Below are 18481 nucleotides of genomic sequence, written 5' to 3' on the forward strand. Positions count from 1 at the left end.
GGTGCGACGCGTGCAACAGCGCACGCTCGCCACAACTAAGTAGGAATGAATTTGCAACGGTTTGCATAACCATGCGAAAATTCCCGGCATGACCACGGTGGCTGTTGCAGGGGCGAGCGGGTATGCGGGCGGGGAGATCCTGCGGTTGCTGCTCGGCCACCCCGCCTACGCCGACGGCCGGCTGACGATCGGAGCGCTCACCGCTGCGACGAGCGCCGGCAGCACGCTGGCCGAGCACCATCCGCATCTGCTGCCGCTGGCCGCTCGGGTGCTCGAACCCACCGAGGCGCGCGTGCTCTCAGGACACGACGTCGTCTTTCTCGCCCTGCCGCACGGCCACTCCGCAACACTCGCCGAACAACTCGGCCCCGACACGCTGATCATCGACTGCGGTGCGGACTTCCGACTCAAAGATGCGGCCGCATGGGAGCGCTACTACGACTCGCCGCATGCCGGCAACTGGCCCTACGGGTTGCCCGAACTCCCCGGCCACCGCGACCGGTTGCGCGGCGCGCGTCGCATCGCGGTGCCAGGCTGCTATCCGACGGCGGCGCTGCTGGCGCTGCTGCCCGCCGTCGACGAAAACCTCATCGAGCCCGTCGTCAGCGTGGTAGCCGTTAGCGGAACCTCAGGCGCCGGGCGCGCCGCCAAGGCGGACCTGCTCGGCTCGGAGGTCATCGGGTCGGCGCGCGCCTACAACATCGGGGGCGTCCACCGCCACACCCCGGAGATCGCGCAGGGCCTACAGGCGCTCACCGACCGTCCCGTGCACGTTTCGTTCACCCCGGTGCTGGTCCCGATGTCGCGCGGCATCCTGGCCACCTGCACCGCGCGAACGGCTACCCCGCTGTCGCGGCTTCGAGAGGCGTACGAAAAGGCTTACGACAGCGAGCCTTTCGTATACCTGCTGCCAGAAGGCCAATTACCGCGCACCGGTGCGGTCGTCGGAAGCAACGCCGCCCAGGTAGCGATCGCGGTCGACGAGGACGCCGGCATGTTCGTCGCCGTGTGCGCAATCGACAACCTGGTCAAAGGAACCGGCGGCGCAGCGGTGCAGTCGATGAACCTTGCGCTGGGATGGCCTGAGACCGAAGGACTTTCGATCGTCGGGGTAGCGCCGTGACGGGGCTGTCGACGCACACCCGGCTTATCCGCAGCCAGGGTGTCACCGCCCCTGCAGGCTTTCGCGCGGCCGGCATCTCAGCGGGCATCAAAGCCTCCGGTGGCCTCGATCTGGCCCTGGTGTTCAACGAAGGACCGGACTACCACGCAGCTGCGGTGTTCACTCGCAACAAGGTCAAGGCCGCCCCGGTGTTGTGGACACAGCAGGTCATGACCACCGGCCGCCTGCGCGCCGTGATCCTCAACTCCGGCGGCGCCAACGCGTGCACAGGGCCCCAAGGCTTCCAGGACACCCATGCGACCGCGGAAGCGGTGGCGGCTGCGCTGTCGGACTGGGGAACCGAAACCGGCGCCATCGAGGTGGGCGTCTGCTCGACCGGGTTGATCGGTGACCGGCTGCCGATGGACAAGGTGCTTGCAGGCGTGCGGGATATTGTCCACGACCTGGCCGGCGGCCTGTCCGGCGGTGAAGAGGCCGCACGCGCCATCATGACCACCGACACCGTGCCCAAACAGGTTACGCTGCACCACGCCGACAACTGGACCGTCGGCGCAATGGCCAAGGGCGCGGGGATGCTTGCGCCGTCGCTGGCCACCATGCTGTGCGTGATCACCACCGATGCGGTCGCCGATGCGGACGCGCTCGACACCGCGTTGCGCCGCGCCACCGCGGCGACGTTCGATCGGCTCGACGTAGACGGCAGCTGCTCCACCAATGACACCGTCGTGCTTCTGGCCTCCGGCGCCAGTGAGATCGCGCCCAGCCAAGCCGATCTCGACGATGCCCTGCTACGGGTGTGCGACGACCTCGTCGTCCAGCTGCAGGCCGATGCCGAAGGTGTCACCAAACGGGTGACGATCACCGTCACCGGCGCCGCGACGGAAGACGACGCGCTTACCGCGGCACGGGTGATCGCCCGCGACAGCCTGGTCAAGACCGCGCTGTTCGGCTCCGACCCGAACTGGGGCCGGGTGGTGGCCGCGGTCGGGATGGCGCCGGTTCAATTGGATCCCGACCGGATCACGGTGTCCTTCAACGGCTTTCGAGTATGTGTCGACGGGGTCGGCGCACCGGGCGCACGTGAAGTGGACCTCAGCGCGCCTGACGTCGACGTGACGGTGGACATCGGCGTCGGCGACGCACACGCATCTATCCGGACCACCGACCTGTCGCACGGCTATGTCGAAGAGAACTCGGCTTACAGCTCATGACCGCCCCCACGCTCACGCCGCAGATCAAGGCACATGTGCTCGCCGAGGCGCTGCCCTGGCTGAAAGCGCTGCACGACAAGATCGTCGTGGTGAAGTACGGCGGCAACGCGATGACCGACGATGCGTTGCGCCAGGCGTTCGCCGCGGACATGGTCTTCTTGCGCACCTGCGGCATTCATCCCGTCGTCGTGCACGGGGGAGGGCCTCAGATCACCGCGATGCTGAAACGCCTCGGCATCGCGGGCGATTTCAAGGCCGGCTTCCGGGTCACCACGCCGGAAGTGCTCGATGTCGCGCGGATGGTGCTGTTCGGGCAAGTGGGTCGTGAACTGGTCAATCACATCAACGCGCACGGCCCCTACGCGGTGGGGATCACCGGCGAAGACGCCCAGTTGTTCACCGCGGTGCGCCGCAGTGTCACCGTCGACGGCGTGGCCACCGACATCGGCCTGGTCGGCGACGTGGCTGCCGTGAACACCGCCGCAGTGCTGGATCTCATTGGGGCAGGCCGCATTCCGGTGGTGTCCTCGTTGGCGCCCGACGCTGACGGAGTCGTGCACAACATCAACGCCGACACCGCCGCCGCGGCGCTCGCCGAAGCGTTGGCAGCCGAAAAGCTGCTCATGCTCACCGATGTGGAGGGCATCTACACCCGCTGGCCGGACCGCAGCTCATTCGTCAGCGAGATCGACACGCATACGCTGGCCGAGCTACTGCCCACGCTGGACGCCGGCATGGTGCCGAAGGTGGAGGCCTGTCTGCGGGCGGTGGGAGCCGGGGTGCCCAGCGCACACGTGATCGACGGCCGCGTCGACCATTGCGTGCTGGTCGAGTTGCTCACTGACGCCGGCACTGGCACGAAGGTGGTGAAAGCGTGACGCTGCAAGACCGCTGGGCCGCCGTGATGATGGACAACTACGGCACGCCGCCCCTGGCGTTGGCCAGCGGCGACGGTGCCGTCGTCACCGACGTCGACGGCAACCGCTACCTCGACCTGCTCGGCGGCATCGCGGTCAACGTGCTCGGCCACCGCCACCCGGCCGTCATCGAGGCGGTGACGCGCCAGCTGAACACGCTGGGCCACACGTCGAACCTCTACATGCACGAACCCGGAATCGCGTTGGCGGAGGCGTTGATCGGGCTGTTGGGCGCCGACGCCGAGGCGCGTGTGTTCTTCTGCAACTCCGGAGCCGAGGCCAATGAGCTGGCGTTCAAGTTGTCGCGGCTGACGGGGCGCACGAAACTTGTCGCGGCACAAGAAGCTTTCCATGGCCGCACCATGGGTGCGCTGGCGTTGACCGGCCAGCCCACGAAGCAGGCGCCGTTCGAACCGCTGCCCGGCGACGTGACTCACGTGCCCTACGGCGACATCGACGCGCTCGCAGCCGCTGTAGCCGATGACACCGCGGCGGTGTTTCTCGAGCCGATCATGGGTGAGAGCGGCGTGGTCGTCCCGCCCGCGGGCTATCTTGTTGCGGCGCGGGAGATCACGGCCGCGCACGGCGCATTGTTGGTGCTCGACGAGGTTCAGACCGGTATGGGTCGCACCGGCGCATTCTTCGCCCATCAGCACGACGGCATCACACCCGACGTCGTCACCATGGCCAAGGGCCTCGGCGGCGGGCTGCCGATCGGCGCCTGCATCGCAGTAGGCCGAGCCGCCGGATTGATGACACCAGGGCTGCACGGCAGCACATTCGGCGGCAACCCGGTGTGTGCGGCGGCAGCGCTGGCGGTGCTGCGCACTATCGGCGAGCACGACCTCGTCGGGCGTGCCGGGGTGCTCGGCAAGACCCTCAGCCACGGCATCGAGTCCCTCGATCACCCACTCGTCGACCATGTCCGCGGCCGTGGCCTGCTGCGCGGTGTCGTGCTGAGTTCGCCGGTGGCCAAGCCGGTGGAGGCGGCCGCCCGCGAAGCCGGCTTCCTGGTCAACGCGCCGGCCCCGAATGTCGTGCGGCTCGCGCCCCCGCTGATCATCACCGAGGCGCAGATCGACGAGTTCCTCACCGCCCTGCCGCACGTGCTCGAAAAGGCAAGCCAGTGAAGCACTTTCTGCGCGACGACGACCTCACGCCCGCCGAGCAGGCCGAGGTGCTGCAGCTGGCCGCCGAGATCAAGAAGGACCCCTTCGGTCGCCGACCGCTCGACGGCCCGCGCGGCGTCGCGGTTATCTTCGACAAGAATTCGACGCGCACCCGGTTCTCGTTCGAACTCGGCATCGCCCAACTCGGCGGCCACGCCGTCGTCGTCGACGGACGTGCCACCCAGCTCGGCCGCGACGAGACTCTGGAGGACACCGCGCGGGTGCTGTCCCGCTATGTCGACGCGATCGTGTGGCGCACCTACGGCCAAGACCGGCTCGCCGCAATGGCCTCTGCCGCCACCGTGCCGGTAGTCAATGCGCTATCGGACGAATTCCACCCCTGCCAGGTACTGGCCGATCTGCAGACGGTCGTCGAGCGCAAGGGCCACCTCGACGGTCTGCGACTGTCGTACTTCGGCGACGGCGCCAACAACATGGCGCACTCCCTGCTGCTCGGCGGCGCGACCGCCGGCATGCACGTCACCGTCGCGGCGCCGCAAGGATTCGAACCGCATCCCGACGTACTAGCCGCCGCAAAGACGCGTGCCGGCGATACCGGCGCATCCGTCACGGTCACGTCCGAGCCAGCGGCTGCTGCCGACGGCGCCGACGTGCTCGTCACGGACACGTGGACATCGATGGGCCAGGAGGACGACGGGCTCGACCGGGTCGGACCGTTCGTGCCGTTCCGGGTGGACAGCCAGCTGCTGAGCTATGCGGACACCGATGCCATTGTGCTGCACTGCCTTCCGGCCCACCGAGGTGACGAGATCACCGACGAGGTCATCGACGGTGTGCACAGTGCCGTCTGGGACGAGGCCGAGAACAGGCTGCACACCCAGAAGGCCCTACTGGTCTGGCTGCTGGAGCGGAGCCGATGACCACTGGCAAAGCACCCGAGGTCGGCACTACCCGCGCCGCCCGGCAGGCCCGCATCGTCGCGATCCTGTCGTCGCGCGCTGTGCGCAGTCAGAGCGAACTGGCCGCCGCACTGGCCGAAGAGGGCATCGAAACCACCCAGGCCACCCTGTCGCGCGATCTCGAAGAGCTCGGCGCGGTGAAGCTGCGCGGCGCCGACGGCGGCGCGGGCGCATACGTGGTTCCCGAGGACGGCAGCCCAGTGCGCGGGGTTTCCGGTGGCACAGAACGGCTTTCGCGGCTGCTGGGCGAGCTGCTGGTTTCCACCGATGCCAGCGGTAACCTCGCCGTGCTGCGCACCCCGCCGGGCGCCGCCCACTATCTGGCCCTGGCGATCGACCGCGCCGCCCTTCCCTACGTCGTAGGCACCGTCGCCGGCGACGACACGATACTGGTGGTCGCACGCGACCCGATGACCGGCGCCGAGCTGGCCACCCGACTTGACGAATTGCGTTGACGAACAAGGAGATTATTGATGTCTGATCGCGTCATCCTGGCGTACTCCGGCGGTCTGGACACGTCGGTGGCGATCAGCTGGATCGGCAAAGAGACCGGCCGCGAGGTGGTGGCCGTGGCGATCGACCTCGGACAGGGCGGCGAGGACATGGAGCTGGTGCGCCAGCGTGCCCTCGACTGCGGCGCGGTCGAGGCGGTGGTGGTCGACGCACGCGACGAGTTCGCCAACGAGTACTGCGTGCCCACGATCCAGTCCAACGGGCTGTACATGGACCGCTATCCGCTGGTGTCGGCGATCAGCCGGCCGCTGATCGTCAAGCACCTCGTGGCCGCGGCACGGGAGCACGGCGGCAGCACGGTCGCGCACGGCTGCACCGGCAAGGGCAACGATCAAGTGCGCTTCGAAGTCGGATTCGCCTCGCTGGCACCGGATCTCGAGGTACTGGCGCCGGTCCGCGACTACGCGTGGACCCGCGAGAAGGCCATCGCGTTCGCCGAGGAGAACGCGATCCCGATCACCGTCAGCAAGCGCTCGCCGTTCTCCGTCGACCAGAACGTCTGGGGCCGGGCAGTGGAAACCGGTTTCCTGGAGCATCTGTGGAACGCGCCCACTAAGGACGTGTACTCATACACCGAAGACCCCACCCTCAATTGGTCCACGCCTGATGAGGTGATCGTCGGCTTCGAACGCGGTGTGCCGGTGTCGATCGACGGCCGCGCGGTCACCGCGCTGGAAGCGATCGAAGAGCTCAACCGGCGCGCCGGCGCGCAAGGTGTCGGCCGGCTCGACGTCGTCGAGGACCGCCTCGTCGGGATCAAGAGCCGCGAAATCTACGAGGCACCCGGTGCGATGGTGTTGATCACCGCGCACACCGAGCTCGAACACGTGACGCTGGAACGCGAACTCGGCAGGTTCAAGCGAACCACCGATCAGCGCTGGGCCGAGCTCGTATATGACGGGCTGTGGTATTCGCCGCTGAAGACCGCGCTGGAGGCGTTCGTCGCCAAGACGCAAGAACACGTCACCGGGGAGATCCGAATGGTGTTGCACGGTGGGCACATTGCCGTCAACGGCCGCCGCAGCCCCGAGTCGCTCTACGACTTCAACCTGGCCACGTACGACGAGGGCGACACGTTCGACCAGTCCGCCGCACGAGGTTTCGTCCACGTCCACGGGCTGTCCTCGAAGATCGCCGCCCGGCGCGACCTGAGCACGTGATGCACCCTCGCCATGGCACGAGCGTGCGCCGTTGCACACCAGCCCCGGCGTGTCGCCGTGCAGACGCGCACGCTCGCGGGGAAAGGGGAGGGCGGTGAGCAAGCTGTGGGGTGGCCGATTCGCCGGCGGGCCGGCGCCTGAGCTCACCGCGCTGAGCAAGTCCACCCACTTCGACTGGGCTCTCGCCCCCTACGACATCGCAGCCTCGAAAGCTCATGTGCGCGTGCTCTTTCGGGCCGGGCTGCTCACCGAACAGCAGCGCGACGGGCTGCTTGCCGGGTTGGATGGTCTCGCCGCCGACGTGGCCAACGGCAGCTTCGGCCCCGACGACAGCGACGAGGACGTGCACAGCGCACTGGAGCGCGGACTGATCGAACGGGTCGGCGACGACCTCGGCGGACGGCTGCGGGCCGGGCGGTCACGCAACGACCAAGTCGCGACACTGTTCCGGATGTGGCTGCGCGACGCGCTGCGGCGGGTGGCCGCGGGTGTGCTCGACGTCGTCGCGGCGTTGACCACCCAGGCCGCCGCTCATCCGGCCGCAATCATGCCGGGGAAGACGCACCTTCAGCCCGCCCAGCCGGTGCTGCTCGCGCATCACCTACTGGCACATGCCCATCCGCTGCTGCGGGACGTCGAACGCATCGTCGACTGCGACAAGCGCGCGGCCACGTCACCGTACGGGTCCGGTGCATTGGCCGGCTCGTCGTTGGGGCTGGACCCGGATGCGATCGCTGACGAGCTGGGTTTCGTTGCGGCAGCTGACAACTCGATCGATGCCACCGCTGCACGTGACTTCGCCGCCGAGGCGGCGTTCGTGCTCGCGATGATCGGTGTGGATCTGTCGCGGCTCGCCGAGGACGTGATCCTCTGGAGCACAACAGAATTCGGATATATGACGCTGGCCGACGCGTGGTCGACCGGCAGTTCGATCATGCCGCAGAAGAAGAACCCCGACATCGCCGAGCTGGCCCGCGGAAAGTCCGGCCGGATGATCGGCAACCTGACCGGTCTGCTGGCCACGCTCAAGGCCCAGCCGCTGGCCTACAACCGCGATCTGCAGGAGGACAAGGAGCCGGTCTTCGACTCGGTGGCGCAGCTGGAGCTGCTGCTGCCGGCGATGGCCGGCCTCGTGTCGACGTTGCGATTCGACGAGCAGCGGCTGGCTGAGCTCGCGCCTGCCGGGTACACACTGGCCACCGATCTCGCCGAATGGCTGGTCCGGCAGGGTGTTCCGTTCCGTGTCGCGCATGAAGCCGCCGGCGCGGCGGTCCGCACGGCCGAGGCCCGCGGCGTCGGGCTGCAAGACCTCACCGACGAGGAACTCGCGCAGGCCCACCCGCAGCTCACGCCGCAGGTTCGCGAGGTGCTGACAGTCGAGGGCTCGGTCGCCTCCCGTGACGCCCGCGGGGGCACCGCACCGGCGCAGGTTGCCAGACAGCTTGACGTCGTCCAGGAGAAAGCAGATCACCTGCGCAATGCGCTGGGGCGTTAGCCTTCTGCCGCCGCCAACCACGCGTCCTCGAGCTCGACTTTACGCCGTGTGACGGAGTCTAATTCGGCGGTCAGCTCAGCCAGCCGGACGTGATCGTGGGCGGCGGCGGCCATCGCCTCGTGCAACTCGGCGATTCGCCTTTCCGCCTTGTCGAGCTGGCTTTCGATGCGCGCCAAGTCTTTTCCGGTGCGCCGAGCACGCGCGGCAGCCGACTCGGCCCGATCCCGGTCGGCTCCGCCGCGTGGACCCGTAGCTTGTTGGCGCGCCGCCAGATACTGATCGATGCCACCCGGCAGCAACTCGCAGCGGCCGTCGCCGGACAGTGCGTACGTGACGTCGGTGACGCGCTCCAGGAAGTACCGGTCATGGCTGACGACGATCAATGTGCCCGCCCAGCCGTCCAGGTAGTCTTCGACCACGGTCAGGGTGTCGATGTCGAGGTCGTTGGTCGGCTCGTCGAGCAGCAGCACGTTCGGCTCGTCCAGCAGCAGCCGCAGGAACTGCAGCCGCCGGCGCTCGCCACCGGACAGGTCAGCGATCCGTGCGGTCATCAGGTCGCCGGTGAATCCGAAGTCCTCGAGCAGCGTGGCCGCGCTGACTTCCCGGCCACCGGCAAGCTGTGCGATGCGCCGCCGACTCTCCACCGCATCGAGGACACGTTCCTCACCGGCAAGCTCGGCCAAACCCTGGCTGAGGTAGCCGATACGTAAAGTCTTGCCCCGCTTGACCTTTCCTGCAGTGGGTGACAGGTGGCCGGCCAGCAGCCGCAGCACCGATGTCTTGCCGCTGCCGTTGACGCCGACCAGCCCGATGCGTGCCCCGGGGCCGATCGACCAGTCCACGCCGTCGAGCACGCAGCGGCCACCCACTTCCAGCCGCACACCGTGCAGGTCGAACACGTCTTTGCCCAGACGGCTGGCGGCAAACCGTTGCAGCACCAGGGAATCGCGCGGCGGTGGTTCGTCGGCGATGAGGGCGTTGGCCGCCTGAATGCGAAATCTGGATTTGGAGGTGCGTGCCGGCGGTCCACGCCGAAGCCACGCGAGCTCTTTGCGCATCAGGTTGCGCCGGCGCGCCTCGGCACTGGCCGCCAGGCGCATCCGTTCGGCGCGAGCCAGCACATACGCCGCATACCCGCCGTCGTAAGCGTCGACCACGCCGTCGTGCACCTCCCACATCCGGGTGCAGACCGCATCGAGGAACCACCGGTCGTGGCTCACCATCACCAGCGCCCTCGCGGCACCGGCGGCCAGATGCCCGGCCAGCCAACCGATGGCCTCCACGTCGAGGTGGTTGGTCGGTTCGTCGAGCATCAGCACGTCGTGGCGGGCCAGCAACACGGCCACCAGCGCGACCCTGCGGCGCTCACCACCGCTGAGCGTGCCGACCGCGGCGTCCAGGTCGACGCCCGCCAGCAGGTGCTGGACCACGGCACGGGTGGTCGGGTCGCCTGCCCAGACGTGGTCGGGCCGGCCGGCGACGATGATCCGGCGCACCGTGTGGCTGCTGTCGAAGTCGTCGGTCTGGCCGAGGTAGCCGACCGACAAGCCCGCGGTATGCGTGATCCGGCCGCCGTCGGGCGCACGGACAGCGGCCAAGGTGGTCAGCAGCGTCGTCTTGCCGTGGCCGTTGCGCCCGACGACCCCGATCGCGTCGCCGTCGTCCACCCCCAGGCTGACCGCGTCGAGCAACGTGCGCGTGCCGTAGGAGACGGTGACGCGCTCGGCGTTGAGGAGGTTGGGCATCAGCCGCCGATGATATGTAGCGACGTGCCAGAATGGCGGGCGGCAATCTGGGGGACGTCGAAGGGTGGAGGCAGCGCCGATGGTGGACTTGTCACCGATCACCAGGCCGATCGGCCGCTTGATCGCCACCGCTCAGAACGGCCTCGAGGTGCTCCGCTACGGCGGATTGGAGACGGGGACGGTCCCGTCTCCCTTCCAGATCGTCGAGAGCGTGCCGATGTACCGGCTGCGGCGGTACTTTCCGCCGGACAATCGCAACGGGCAATCGCCCGTCGGGCCGCCGGTCCTGATGGTGCATCCGATGATGATGTCGGCGGATATGTGGGACGTCACGCGTGAAGACGGCGCCGTCGGCATTCTGCACAAGGCCGGAATCGATCCGTGGGTCATCGACTTCGGCTCGCCGGATCGCGTCGAAGGCGGCATGGAGCGCACGCTCGCCGACCACATCGTCGCGATCAGCGAGGCCATCGACACGGTCAAAAAGACCACCGGCCAAGACATTCACCTCGCGGGCTACTCGCAGGGCGGCATGTGGGCCTATCAGACCGCCGCCTATCGACGCTCGCGCGATCTCGCGAGCATCATCGCGTTCGGCTCGCCGGTGGACACGCTCGCAGCACTGCCGATGGGGCTTCCGCCCAACATCGCGCCCGCGGCCGCCGAATTCATGGCCGACCATGTGTTCAGCCGTGTCGATATCCCAGGTTGGTTGGCCCGCACCGGTTTTCAGCTGCTGGACCCAGTCAAGACCGCGAAAGCCCGCATCGACTTCTTGCGTCAGCTCCACGACCGCGAAGCGTTGTTGCCGCGGGAGCAGCAGCGCCGCTTCCTGGAGCGCGAGGGGTGGATCGCCTGGGGCGGTCCGGCGATCTCGGAGTTGCTCAAACAGTTCATCGCCCACAACCGGATGATGACGGGCGGCTTTTCGATCCACGGCGAGCTGGTCACGCTGACCGACATCGTCGTGCCGATTCTCGCGGTCATCGGCGAGGTCGACGACATCGGGCAGCCGGCTGCCGTGCGCGGTATCCAGCGTGCGGCGCCCAACGCTGATGTCTACGAATACTGCATCCGCAGCGGCCATTTCGGGCTCGTCGTCGGCTCCAAGGCGTCCACCCAAACGTGGCCGACCGTCGCGGCCTGGGTGAAGTGGCTGTCCGGCGAAGGCAACATGCCCGAAGGCATCTGCCGGATGTCTCCACAGCCGACCGAACACAAGGAGAGCGGTGTGCCGTTGGCGTCCCGCGTGGCTCACGGCGCCGGCGTCGCATCAGAAGTGGCGTTCGACATCGCCCGCTCGGCGGGCAACGCCGTCGTCGCCGCGAACAAGTCCATGCGGTCGCTGGCCGTCGAAACCGCCCGCACGTTGCCGCGGCTGGCTCGTCTCGGCCAGATCAACGAGCACACCCGGATCTCGTTGGGCCGCATCATGTCCGAGCAGGCTGCCAACGCACCCGAGGGGGAGTGCCTGCTGTTCGACGGCCGCGTGCACACCTACGAGGCCGTCGACACCCGGATCAACAACGTCGTGCGTGGGCTGATTGAAGTCGGTGTGCGCCAAGGCGACCGGGTCGGTGTGCTGATGGAGACCAGGCCCAGCGCGCTGGTCGCCATTGCGGCGCTGTCGCGGTTGGGTGCCGTCGCGGTGTTGATGCCGCCGGACGCGGACCTGGCTGCGGCCGCTCGCCTCGGCGGCGTGAACCAGATCATCACCGATCCCACCAACCTCAAAGCCGCACGCCGACTGTCGCTGCAACTTCTGGTGCTCGGCGGCGGCGAGAGCCGCGACTTGCACCTGATGCCGAACGACGACGCCGTGATCGACATGGAGAAGATCGACCCCGACGCCGTCGAGCTGCCGGGTTGGTACCGGCCAAACCCGGGCCTGGCCAAGGACATCGCGTTCGTGGCGTTCGCCCAAAGCGGGGGAGAGCTGGTGGCCCGGCAGATCACCAACTACCGATGGGCGCTGTCGGCGTTCGGGACCGCGTCGACGGCCGCGTTGAGCCGCCGCGACACCGTGTACTGCCTCACCCCGTTGCATCATCCCTCCGGTTTGTTGGTGAGCTTGGGCGGTGCCGTGGTCGGCGGCTCTCGGATCGCGTTGTCGCGCGGGCTGCGTCCGGACCGGTTCGTGCATGAGCTACGTCAGTACGGCGTGTCGGTGGTGACGTACACCTGGGCGATGCTTCGCGAGGTGCTGCAGGACCCGGCTTTCGACTTGAAGGGCCACCATCCGGTGCGGCTGTTCATCGGTTCGGGCATGCCGACCGGGCTGTGGCAACGCGTTGTCGACGAGTTTGCGCCGGCCCATGTCGTCGAGTTCTTCGCGACCACCGACGGGCAGGCGGTACTCGCCAACGTCGCGGGCGCCAAGGTCGGCAGCAAGGGTCGGCCGCTGCCCGGGGCGGCGTATGTCGAACTGGCCGCTTACGACGCCGAGTCGGACCTGATCCTCGAAGACGAGCGCGGATTCGTGCGGCGAGCGGGCACCGACGAGGTCGGCGTGCTGCTGGCCCGGCCGCGGGGACCGGTCGATCCGCACGCCTCGGTCAAGCGGGGGGTGTTCTCACCCGGCGACACCTGGATCTCCACCGAGTATCTGTTCCGGCGTGACGGCGACGGCGACTTCTGGCTGATGGGCACCCGCAGCTCGGTGATCCGCACGGCCCGCGGTGCGGTGTTCGACGCCCCGATCAACGACACGATCTCGCTGATGCCGGCCGTCGACCTCGCCGTCACGTACGGCGTCGACGTCGGCGACCACCAGGTCGCGGTGACGGCGGTGACCATGTGCAGCGGGGCCGCCATCTCCGCGGCAGACCTGAGCGAGGCGATGGCCCCGCTGGGTAAAGACCGACCGGACTTCGTGCACGTGGTGCCGGATCTCACGCTGAGCGCCTCGTACCGGCCGACGGTGGGCGCGCTTCGCCACGCGGGCATCCCCAAGGCCGGCCGCCACGCGTGGTTCCTGGATCCGCAGACCAACCGTTACAAGCGGTTGACGGCGCCGGCCCGCGCCGAATGGGAACAAGCGTCGCGCTGATCATGCCTGTCACCGGGCCTCGACCGCTGTTAAGCTCCGTCGGTGGCATATCGCCGCTTCGCAATCGGCTTCGGGAGGAATCGCATGACGATTGAGCCGAAGAACAGCGTGCGACGAGCAGTCACGGCGGCACTCGCCGGCGCCGGACTCGCGATGGCGCTCGCTTTCGGCCCGGCAGTCGGCACCGCTCGCGCCGACGTGCTCGACGATCTGGCGCAGGAATTCACCACGGCAGCGGGCGCGGGCCAGATATCCAGCCTGCTGAACCAGTCGCTGAAGCTGCGGTCCATGGGGGTCAAGCCCACGACAGGCGAGCTCACCGCCGTGCAGGATTCGTTGAAGTACCGGCCCAACCAAACTCCGCTGATCAACGCCCTCAAGGCGTTGGTCGCCGGTCAGAACCACCGGCTCGAGCAGGCGAAGGCGGCGTCGAAGGGCGGCAACGACTACTCGATCGGCATCAACCAGTACAACCCGAGCAGCCCGGGGGGGATCACTGTGGGCCCGGGCGGCATCAACATCGGCGGCAACCCGTGGACAGTGGGTGACGGCCGGGCACCCGGGCAGTCGGTCGGTCCGCCCGGATGATTGGAGCCGGTCTCGACGAGAAGCTGCTGAGCATCCTGGTCTGCCCGGCCGATCGGGGACCACTGCTCTACGTGGACGATGTGCTCTACAACCCGCGGCTGCGCCGCGCCTACCGGATCGACGACGGCATCCCAGTGCTTCTGGTCGACGAGGCCGTCGACGTGTCCGACGACGAACATCGCCGGCTCATGTCGCTGGCCAGCCCGGCAGATCGCCAGTGAGATAGCGCTGCAGATTGGGCCCGATCGTTTCTGCGATCTGCTCGACAGGCAGGGACTTGAACGGGTTCAGCTCCAAGATGTAGCGCGCCATCACGACGCCGAGAAGCTGTGACGCCACGAATTGCACGCGGACCGCGCCTGAGCCCGGTGGATCGTCCACGCGCGGTCCGATTTCCGCGGCGATCACCTCTTGCAGAAACGACCGCAGCAACGTCACCTCCGACCCTGCCAACAGCGAGCGCATCGTCGCGATGACGCCCTTGCCGGCCTCCGAATCCCACAGCGGCAGCAGCAGTCTCGGCAACCTAGAGCCGATCTGATCGACCGGGGTTTCGCGTAACGGACCGATGACCTCCATCGGATCGATCGGCACGTGGATGGCCGCGGCGAACAGTTGCTGCTTGCTGCCGTAGTAGTGGTGCACCAATGCCGCGTCGACCCCGGCCGCGGCTGCCACAGCGCGAATCGACGTCTTGTCAATACCGTTGCGGGCGAACAGCTCTCGCGCACAGACCAGGATTCGCTCGCGGGTATCCGATGTGCCGGCCGGTCGTCCGGGCCGGCGTCGCTGCGGTGTCGTCGTCAACCTCATGGAGTCCTTCGCCGAAGTGTCGCCGCCGCCAAGGCCAGCGCTACGACCGCACAGCCGATGACGACGACGATGTCACGCACCGCGGTGCCGGTCAGCTCCGGATGGGCCCCGACCTGCTGCAGCGCCTCGAGAGCATAACTGGCGGGCATGACGTTCGAGATCCACTGCAGCCATTCGGGCATCACGGCGCGCGGCACGATGATCCCGGCCAGCAGCAGCTGCGGCACCATCACCAGCGGGATGAACTGCACTGCCTGAAACTCGGTGCGCGCGAACGCACTACACAGCAGGCCCAAGCCCACCCCGAGGACTGCGTTGACAATCGCGATGACGAACACCCACGCCGGACTGCCTGCGGTGGTGAACCCGAGAATCCAGAACGCCACCACACACGCCAGCGTCGCCTGCGCTGCGGCAGCTATGGAGAACGCTGTGCCGTACGCCGCCAACAGATCGAGTCGGCGCAATGGTGTTGTCAGTATGCGTTCCAAGGTGCCTGAGGCTCTTTCGCGCTGCATGGTGATCGCGGTGATCACGAACATCACGAACAACGGGAACAGGCCGAGCAGCACCAGGCACGCGGTGTTGAATCCCGACGGCGCGCCGGGTCGTGACGGCACGTCGCGGAACATGAAGTACATCAGCGTGATGATGAGCACCGGCACCAGCAGAATCATCGCGATGCTGCGCCGGTCGGCGGCCAGCTGGCGCAGGATGCGTGCCGTGCTGGCGGTGTAGCCACGCAGTCCTATCCGGCTTGGCGCTCGGTGCTGCGCCTGATGATGGACAGAAACGCTTCCTCCAGTGAGCTGCATCCTGTGTCCTCTCTTAGTCGGGCGGGCGTCGTATGAGCCACCAGATGTCCTTCGCGCATCAGCACCACGTCGTCGCAGTGGTCCGCCTCGTCCATCACATGACTCGAAACCAGAAGCGTGACACCGCTTTTCGCGAGCGCACGAAACCGCTGCCACAAATCGGCTCGCAACACCGGGTCGAGTCCCACCGTCGGTTCGTCGAGCACCAACACATCCGGGTGACACACCAGAGCGCATGCCAGCGACACCCGCGCACGTTGTCCGCCGGACAGATTCGCGCTGTAGGCGGACCGGTGTTCGCCGAGGCCGACGGCCTCGATCGCCGCGTCGGCGTCGTCGGCACCCATGCCGTACAGCGCCGCAAAGTAGCGCACGTTGTCGACGACCCGCAGATCGTTGTAGATGGTCGGATCCTGCGGCATGTAGCCGATGCGCCGACGCAGCGCCGGCGCGCCGGCCGGCTGACCGAGCACAGTGACAGTTCCCGCGGCGACGATCTGTGTACCGACGATCGAGCGGATCAATGTGGTCTTGCCGCAGCCGGACGGACCCAGCAGGCCGGTGATGGTGCCGCCGGCGATCTGTACGGACAGGTCGTGGATAGCGGGGCGCTTCCCGCGGATGACGCGCAGGTGCTCGACGGAAATGACGGCCTCCGCGCCTCGCCCCAACAATTCACCACTCGATGAAGTCATCATGCGATGAATTTTGTGCCTCGTGGGGCCCGGTGTCAAGGGACGGGCACAATCTGTGCGGTGGGAGTCGAGTCGCTTGTCGTCGATCCGCCCACCGCGGCACGGCGGCTACTGGGTGCTCGCCTGGTCGCAGATGACGTCAGCGCCACGATCGTCGAGGTCGAGGCCTATGGCGGGCCACCGAACGGGCCATGGCCGGACCCGGCGTCGCATTCCTTCCGGGGGCCCAACGGCCGCAATGCAGTGATGTTCGGCGCGGCGGGCAGGCTGTACACGTATCGCAGTCACGGCATCCATGTCTGCGCCAACGTGGTGTGTGGCCCAGAGGGCACGGCGGCAGCGGTCTTGCTGCGAGCTGCGGTGGTCGACGACGGCATCGACGTTGCTCGAGCACGCCGCGGGGAGGGAGTGCGTGAGCGAGGGTTGGCGCGCGGGCCCGGCAACCTGTGTTCGGCACTGGGGATCACGATGGACCACTACGGCGTCGACCTGTTCGACCCCGCGAGCCCGGTCCGGCTCGCGCTGCGCGGCGCGCTCGCGGCGGAAAGTGGGCCGCGCGTCGGAGTCAGTCAGGCTGCGGACCGGGCGTGGCGCTTCTGGTTGGCGGGCCGCCCCGAGGTGTCGGCGTACGCCGTAGTCCCCGCGCGCCTGCGCCGGGATCCAGCAGCTGACGTCGGCCGCGCTGCCGCATGCGATCGAGTCCGTCGAATACGGAAAGATCGACCTGGTGAGTACGACGATCCTCGATGAGCTGGGCTGGCGTGAGCTGATTGCACAGTCCACCGATGCCGACGCACTCGCCGCCGAACTGGCCGCAGCGCCGGTCACGCTCTACGCCGGGTTCGACCCGACCGCCCCCAGCCTGCATGCCGGCCATCTCGTGCCGCTGCTGACGTTGCGCCGCTTCCAGCAGTTCGGCCACCGGCCGATCGTGCTGGCTGGCGGAGCCACCGGACTGATCGGCGATCCCCGCGACACCGGAGAGAGGGTCCTCAACACCAGCGACACGGTCGCCGACTGGGCCGCACGCATCCGTGGCCAGCTCGAGCGGTTCGTCGATTTCGACGGACCCGCCGGCGCGATCGTCGAGAACAATCTCTCCTGGACATCCGAGCTGACCGCGATCGATTTCCTCCGCGACGTCGGCAAGTACTTCTCTGTCAACGTGATGCTCGACCGCGACACGATCCGGCGTCGCCTCGAGGGCGAAGGCATCTCCTACACCGAATTCAGCTACATGCTGTTGCAGGCCAACGACTATGTGGAGTTATTCCGACGGCACAACTGCACACTGCAGATCGGCGGGTCGGATCAGTGGGGCAACATCATCGCCGGCGTGCGTCTGGTCCGCCAAAAGCAAAGCGCCACAGTGCACGCGTTGACAGTTCCACTGGTGACGTCTGCGGACGGCACCAAGTTCGGCAAGTCCACGGGCGGTGGCAACCTCTGGCTGGACCCGGACATGACGAGCCCTTACGCCTGGTACCAGTACTTCATCAATACCGCCGACGCCGACGTCGTCCGGTACTTGCGCTGGTTCACATTCCTCCCCGCCGACGAGATCGAGGAGCTCGCCGAGGCGACGACGACGCGGCCGCACGAAAGGGCTGCGCAGCGTCGGCTCGCGCGCGAGCTCACCACGCTGGTGCACGGCGAGGCGGCGACGGCATCGGTGGAGCTTGCCAGTCAGGCGTTGTTCGGCCGCGGCGAGCTGTCGCGCCTCGATGAGCCGACGCTGGCTGCCGCGCTGCGGGAAGCATCTGTCGCAGAGCTGAAGCCGGGTGCGCCGGACGGGATCGTGGACCTGTTGGTGGCCACTGGGCTCACGCCGAGCAAGGGTGCCGCGCGTCGGACCATTGCCGAAGGGGGAGTGTCGGTCAACAACGTCCGGATCGACTCGGAGGACTGGACGCCTGGGTCAGAGGACTACCTCTATGGACGGTGGCTGGTGCTGCGGCGAGGCAAGAGGAATATTGCCGGCGTCGAGCGTGTTGGATGAGCCGCTGGCGCAGCCACGACCATTGGCAGGGCTGAGCCGCTGGCGCAGCCACGACCATTGGCGTAGCAATGAGCCGACCGGGGCGAAAGCTGTGCGCTAGCAGCGTATTTGACTCTACGTTGTCCCTCACGTAACTTAATGGAGCCGTTGCGACGCGGCCTCGTCCGCCGAGCGCGATGGCTTCCCAGAGGGAAGTCCACTTCGGTGGGCGCCTCGCCGTCCGCACACTGGTACGCGGCTCAAGCCGCGGGCTGGCTGCGCGGCCGGTG

At 67.7% G+C, this 18481-nt stretch carries 16 protein-coding genes and 1 pseudogene; 13 read left to right on the plus strand and 4 right to left on the minus strand.

Annotated elements, in window-relative coordinates:
• Positions 1–88 precede the first annotated feature (88 nt).
• The 8 genes from argC (at position 89) to argH (ending at position 8508) form a co-directional block, all read left to right on the plus strand.
• Positions 89–1123: an N-acetyl-gamma-glutamyl-phosphate reductase gene (gene argC, locus AC5Y39_RS18150; RefSeq protein WP_500020560.1), complete on the plus strand. Its 1035-nt coding sequence runs from the start codon at positions 89–91 to the stop codon at positions 1121–1123.
• Positions 1120–2334 (plus strand): bifunctional glutamate N-acetyltransferase/amino-acid acetyltransferase ArgJ, encoded by a 1215-nt coding sequence (gene argJ / locus AC5Y39_RS18155; RefSeq protein WP_500020562.1) that lies wholly within the window; start codon positions 1120–1122, stop codon positions 2332–2334. The genes argC and argJ overlap by 4 nt, the downstream gene beginning before the upstream one ends.
• Complete coding sequence (argB, locus tag AC5Y39_RS18160) at positions 2331–3212, plus strand: acetylglutamate kinase (RefSeq protein WP_500020564.1); 882 nt, start codon at positions 2331–2333, stop codon at positions 3210–3212. The genes argJ and argB overlap by 4 nt, the downstream gene beginning before the upstream one ends.
• Before the next feature lie 26 nt (positions 3213–3238).
• The gene (locus tag AC5Y39_RS18165) at positions 3239–4381 is read left to right on the plus strand and encodes an acetylornithine transaminase (protein WP_500020611.1); all 1143 of its coding nucleotides are present in this window, start codon (positions 3239–3241) and stop codon (positions 4379–4381) included.
• Entirely contained in the window at positions 4378–5301 is a 924-nt protein-coding gene (gene argF, locus AC5Y39_RS18170) for an ornithine carbamoyltransferase (RefSeq protein ID WP_500020566.1), read from the plus strand. The genes AC5Y39_RS18165 and argF overlap by 4 nt, the downstream gene beginning before the upstream one ends.
• A complete protein-coding gene (locus AC5Y39_RS18175) occupies positions 5298–5795 on the plus strand; it encodes an arginine repressor (protein ID WP_500020568.1) in 498 nt (165 codons plus the stop codon). Before argF ends, AC5Y39_RS18175 begins: the two co-directional genes overlap by 4 nt.
• Before the next feature lie 18 nt (positions 5796–5813).
• Positions 5814–7013 (plus strand): argininosuccinate synthase, encoded by a 1200-nt coding sequence (locus tag AC5Y39_RS18180; protein ID WP_500020570.1) that lies wholly within the window; start codon positions 5814–5816, stop codon positions 7011–7013.
• A gap of 94 nt (positions 7014–7107) precedes the next feature.
• Positions 7108–8508, plus strand: a complete 1401-nt coding sequence (argH, locus tag AC5Y39_RS18185; protein WP_500020572.1) for an argininosuccinate lyase — start codon at positions 7108–7110, stop codon at positions 8506–8508.
• Here the strand turns inward: argH and AC5Y39_RS18190 are convergent.
• The gene (locus tag AC5Y39_RS18190) at positions 8505–10253 is read right to left on the minus strand and encodes an ABC-F family ATP-binding cassette domain-containing protein (protein WP_500020574.1); all 1749 of its coding nucleotides are present in this window, start codon (positions 10251–10253) and stop codon (positions 8505–8507) included. The two genes, argH and AC5Y39_RS18190, sit on opposite strands and share 4 nt — an antisense overlap.
• 79 nt (positions 10254–10332) lie before the next feature.
• Between AC5Y39_RS18190 and AC5Y39_RS18195 the strand changes: the two genes are divergently transcribed.
• The 3 genes from AC5Y39_RS18195 to AC5Y39_RS18205 all read left to right on the plus strand — a co-directional run bounded on the left by AC5Y39_RS18195 (position 10333) and on the right by AC5Y39_RS18205 (position 14111).
• Entirely contained in the window at positions 10333–13302 is a 2970-nt protein-coding gene (locus AC5Y39_RS18195) for an acyl-CoA synthetase (protein ID WP_500020576.1), read from the plus strand.
• A gap of 84 nt (positions 13303–13386) precedes the next feature.
• Positions 13387–13890 carry a hypothetical protein gene (locus tag AC5Y39_RS18200; RefSeq protein ID WP_500020578.1) on the plus strand — a complete coding sequence of 168 codons (504 nt, stop codon included), beginning with the start codon at positions 13387–13389 and terminating at the stop codon, positions 13888–13890.
• The gene (locus AC5Y39_RS18205; protein ID WP_500020580.1) at positions 13887–14111 is read left to right on the plus strand and encodes a Trm112 family protein; all 225 of its coding nucleotides are present in this window, start codon (positions 13887–13889) and stop codon (positions 14109–14111) included. Before AC5Y39_RS18200 ends, AC5Y39_RS18205 begins: the two co-directional genes overlap by 4 nt.
• Here the strand turns inward: AC5Y39_RS18205 and AC5Y39_RS18210 are convergent.
• From AC5Y39_RS18210 to AC5Y39_RS18220, 3 genes are read right to left on the minus strand one after another with little or no spacing between them, the layout of a single operon-like run.
• Positions 14077–14703, minus strand: a complete 627-nt coding sequence (locus tag AC5Y39_RS18210) for a TetR/AcrR family transcriptional regulator (RefSeq protein ID WP_500020582.1) — start codon at positions 14701–14703, stop codon at positions 14077–14079. The two genes, AC5Y39_RS18205 and AC5Y39_RS18210, sit on opposite strands and share 35 nt — an antisense overlap.
• Positions 14700–15518 (minus strand): ABC transporter permease, encoded by an 819-nt coding sequence (locus tag AC5Y39_RS18215; protein ID WP_500020584.1) that lies wholly within the window; start codon positions 15516–15518, stop codon positions 14700–14702. The genes AC5Y39_RS18210 and AC5Y39_RS18215 overlap by 4 nt, the downstream gene beginning before the upstream one ends.
• Positions 15452–16216 (minus strand): ABC transporter ATP-binding protein, encoded by a 765-nt coding sequence (locus AC5Y39_RS18220; RefSeq protein WP_500020586.1) that lies wholly within the window; start codon positions 16214–16216, stop codon positions 15452–15454. Before AC5Y39_RS18220 ends, AC5Y39_RS18215 begins: the two co-directional genes overlap by 67 nt.
• A 48-nt stretch (positions 16217–16264) precedes the next feature.
• Here AC5Y39_RS18220 and AC5Y39_RS18225 point away from each other — a divergent pair.
• Positions 16265–16884, plus strand: a pseudogene (locus tag AC5Y39_RS18225) (DNA-3-methyladenine glycosylase).
• A 56-nt stretch (positions 16885–16940) separates the two neighbouring features.
• Positions 16941–18212 (plus strand): tyrosine--tRNA ligase, encoded by a 1272-nt coding sequence (gene tyrS, locus AC5Y39_RS18230; RefSeq protein ID WP_500020588.1) that lies wholly within the window; start codon positions 16941–16943, stop codon positions 18210–18212.
• Positions 18213–18481: the final 269 nt, after the last annotated feature.

This window comes from Mycobacterium sp. NGS39 (assembly GCF_059812765.1).

Excerpts from the sequence above, each read along its gene's own strand:
- argC (WP_500020560.1), top strand. The coding sequence starts at position 89 with ATGACCACGGTGGCTGTTGCAGGGGCGAGCGGGTATGCGGGCGGGGAG.
- argB (WP_500020564.1), top strand. The coding sequence starts at position 2,331 with ATGACCGCCCCCACGCTCACGCCGCAGATCAAGGCACATGTGCTCGCC.
- AC5Y39_RS18165 (WP_500020611.1), top strand. The coding sequence starts at position 3,239 with ATGATGGACAACTACGGCACGCCGCCCCTGGCGTTGGCCAGCGGCGAC.
- AC5Y39_RS18175 (WP_500020568.1), top strand. The coding sequence starts at position 5,298 with ATGACCACTGGCAAAGCACCCGAGGTCGGCACTACCCGCGCCGCCCGG.
- AC5Y39_RS18180 (WP_500020570.1), top strand. The coding sequence starts at position 5,814 with ATGTCTGATCGCGTCATCCTGGCGTACTCCGGCGGTCTGGACACGTCG.
- AC5Y39_RS18190 (WP_500020574.1), bottom strand. The coding sequence starts at position 10,253 with ATGCCCAACCTCCTCAACGCCGAGCGCGTCACCGTCTCCTACGGCACG.
- AC5Y39_RS18195 (WP_500020576.1), top strand. The coding sequence starts at position 10,333 with ATGGTGGACTTGTCACCGATCACCAGGCCGATCGGCCGCTTGATCGCC.
- AC5Y39_RS18200 (WP_500020578.1), top strand. The coding sequence starts at position 13,387 with ATGACGATTGAGCCGAAGAACAGCGTGCGACGAGCAGTCACGGCGGCA.
- AC5Y39_RS18205 (WP_500020580.1), top strand. The coding sequence starts at position 13,887 with ATGATTGGAGCCGGTCTCGACGAGAAGCTGCTGAGCATCCTGGTCTGC.
- AC5Y39_RS18210 (WP_500020582.1), bottom strand. The coding sequence starts at position 14,703 with ATGAGGTTGACGACGACACCGCAGCGACGCCGGCCCGGACGACCGGCC.
- AC5Y39_RS18215 (WP_500020584.1), bottom strand. The coding sequence starts at position 15,518 with ATGCAGCTCACTGGAGGAAGCGTTTCTGTCCATCATCAGGCGCAGCAC.
- AC5Y39_RS18220 (WP_500020586.1), bottom strand. The coding sequence starts at position 16,216 with ATGATGACTTCATCGAGTGGTGAATTGTTGGGGCGAGGCGCGGAGGCC.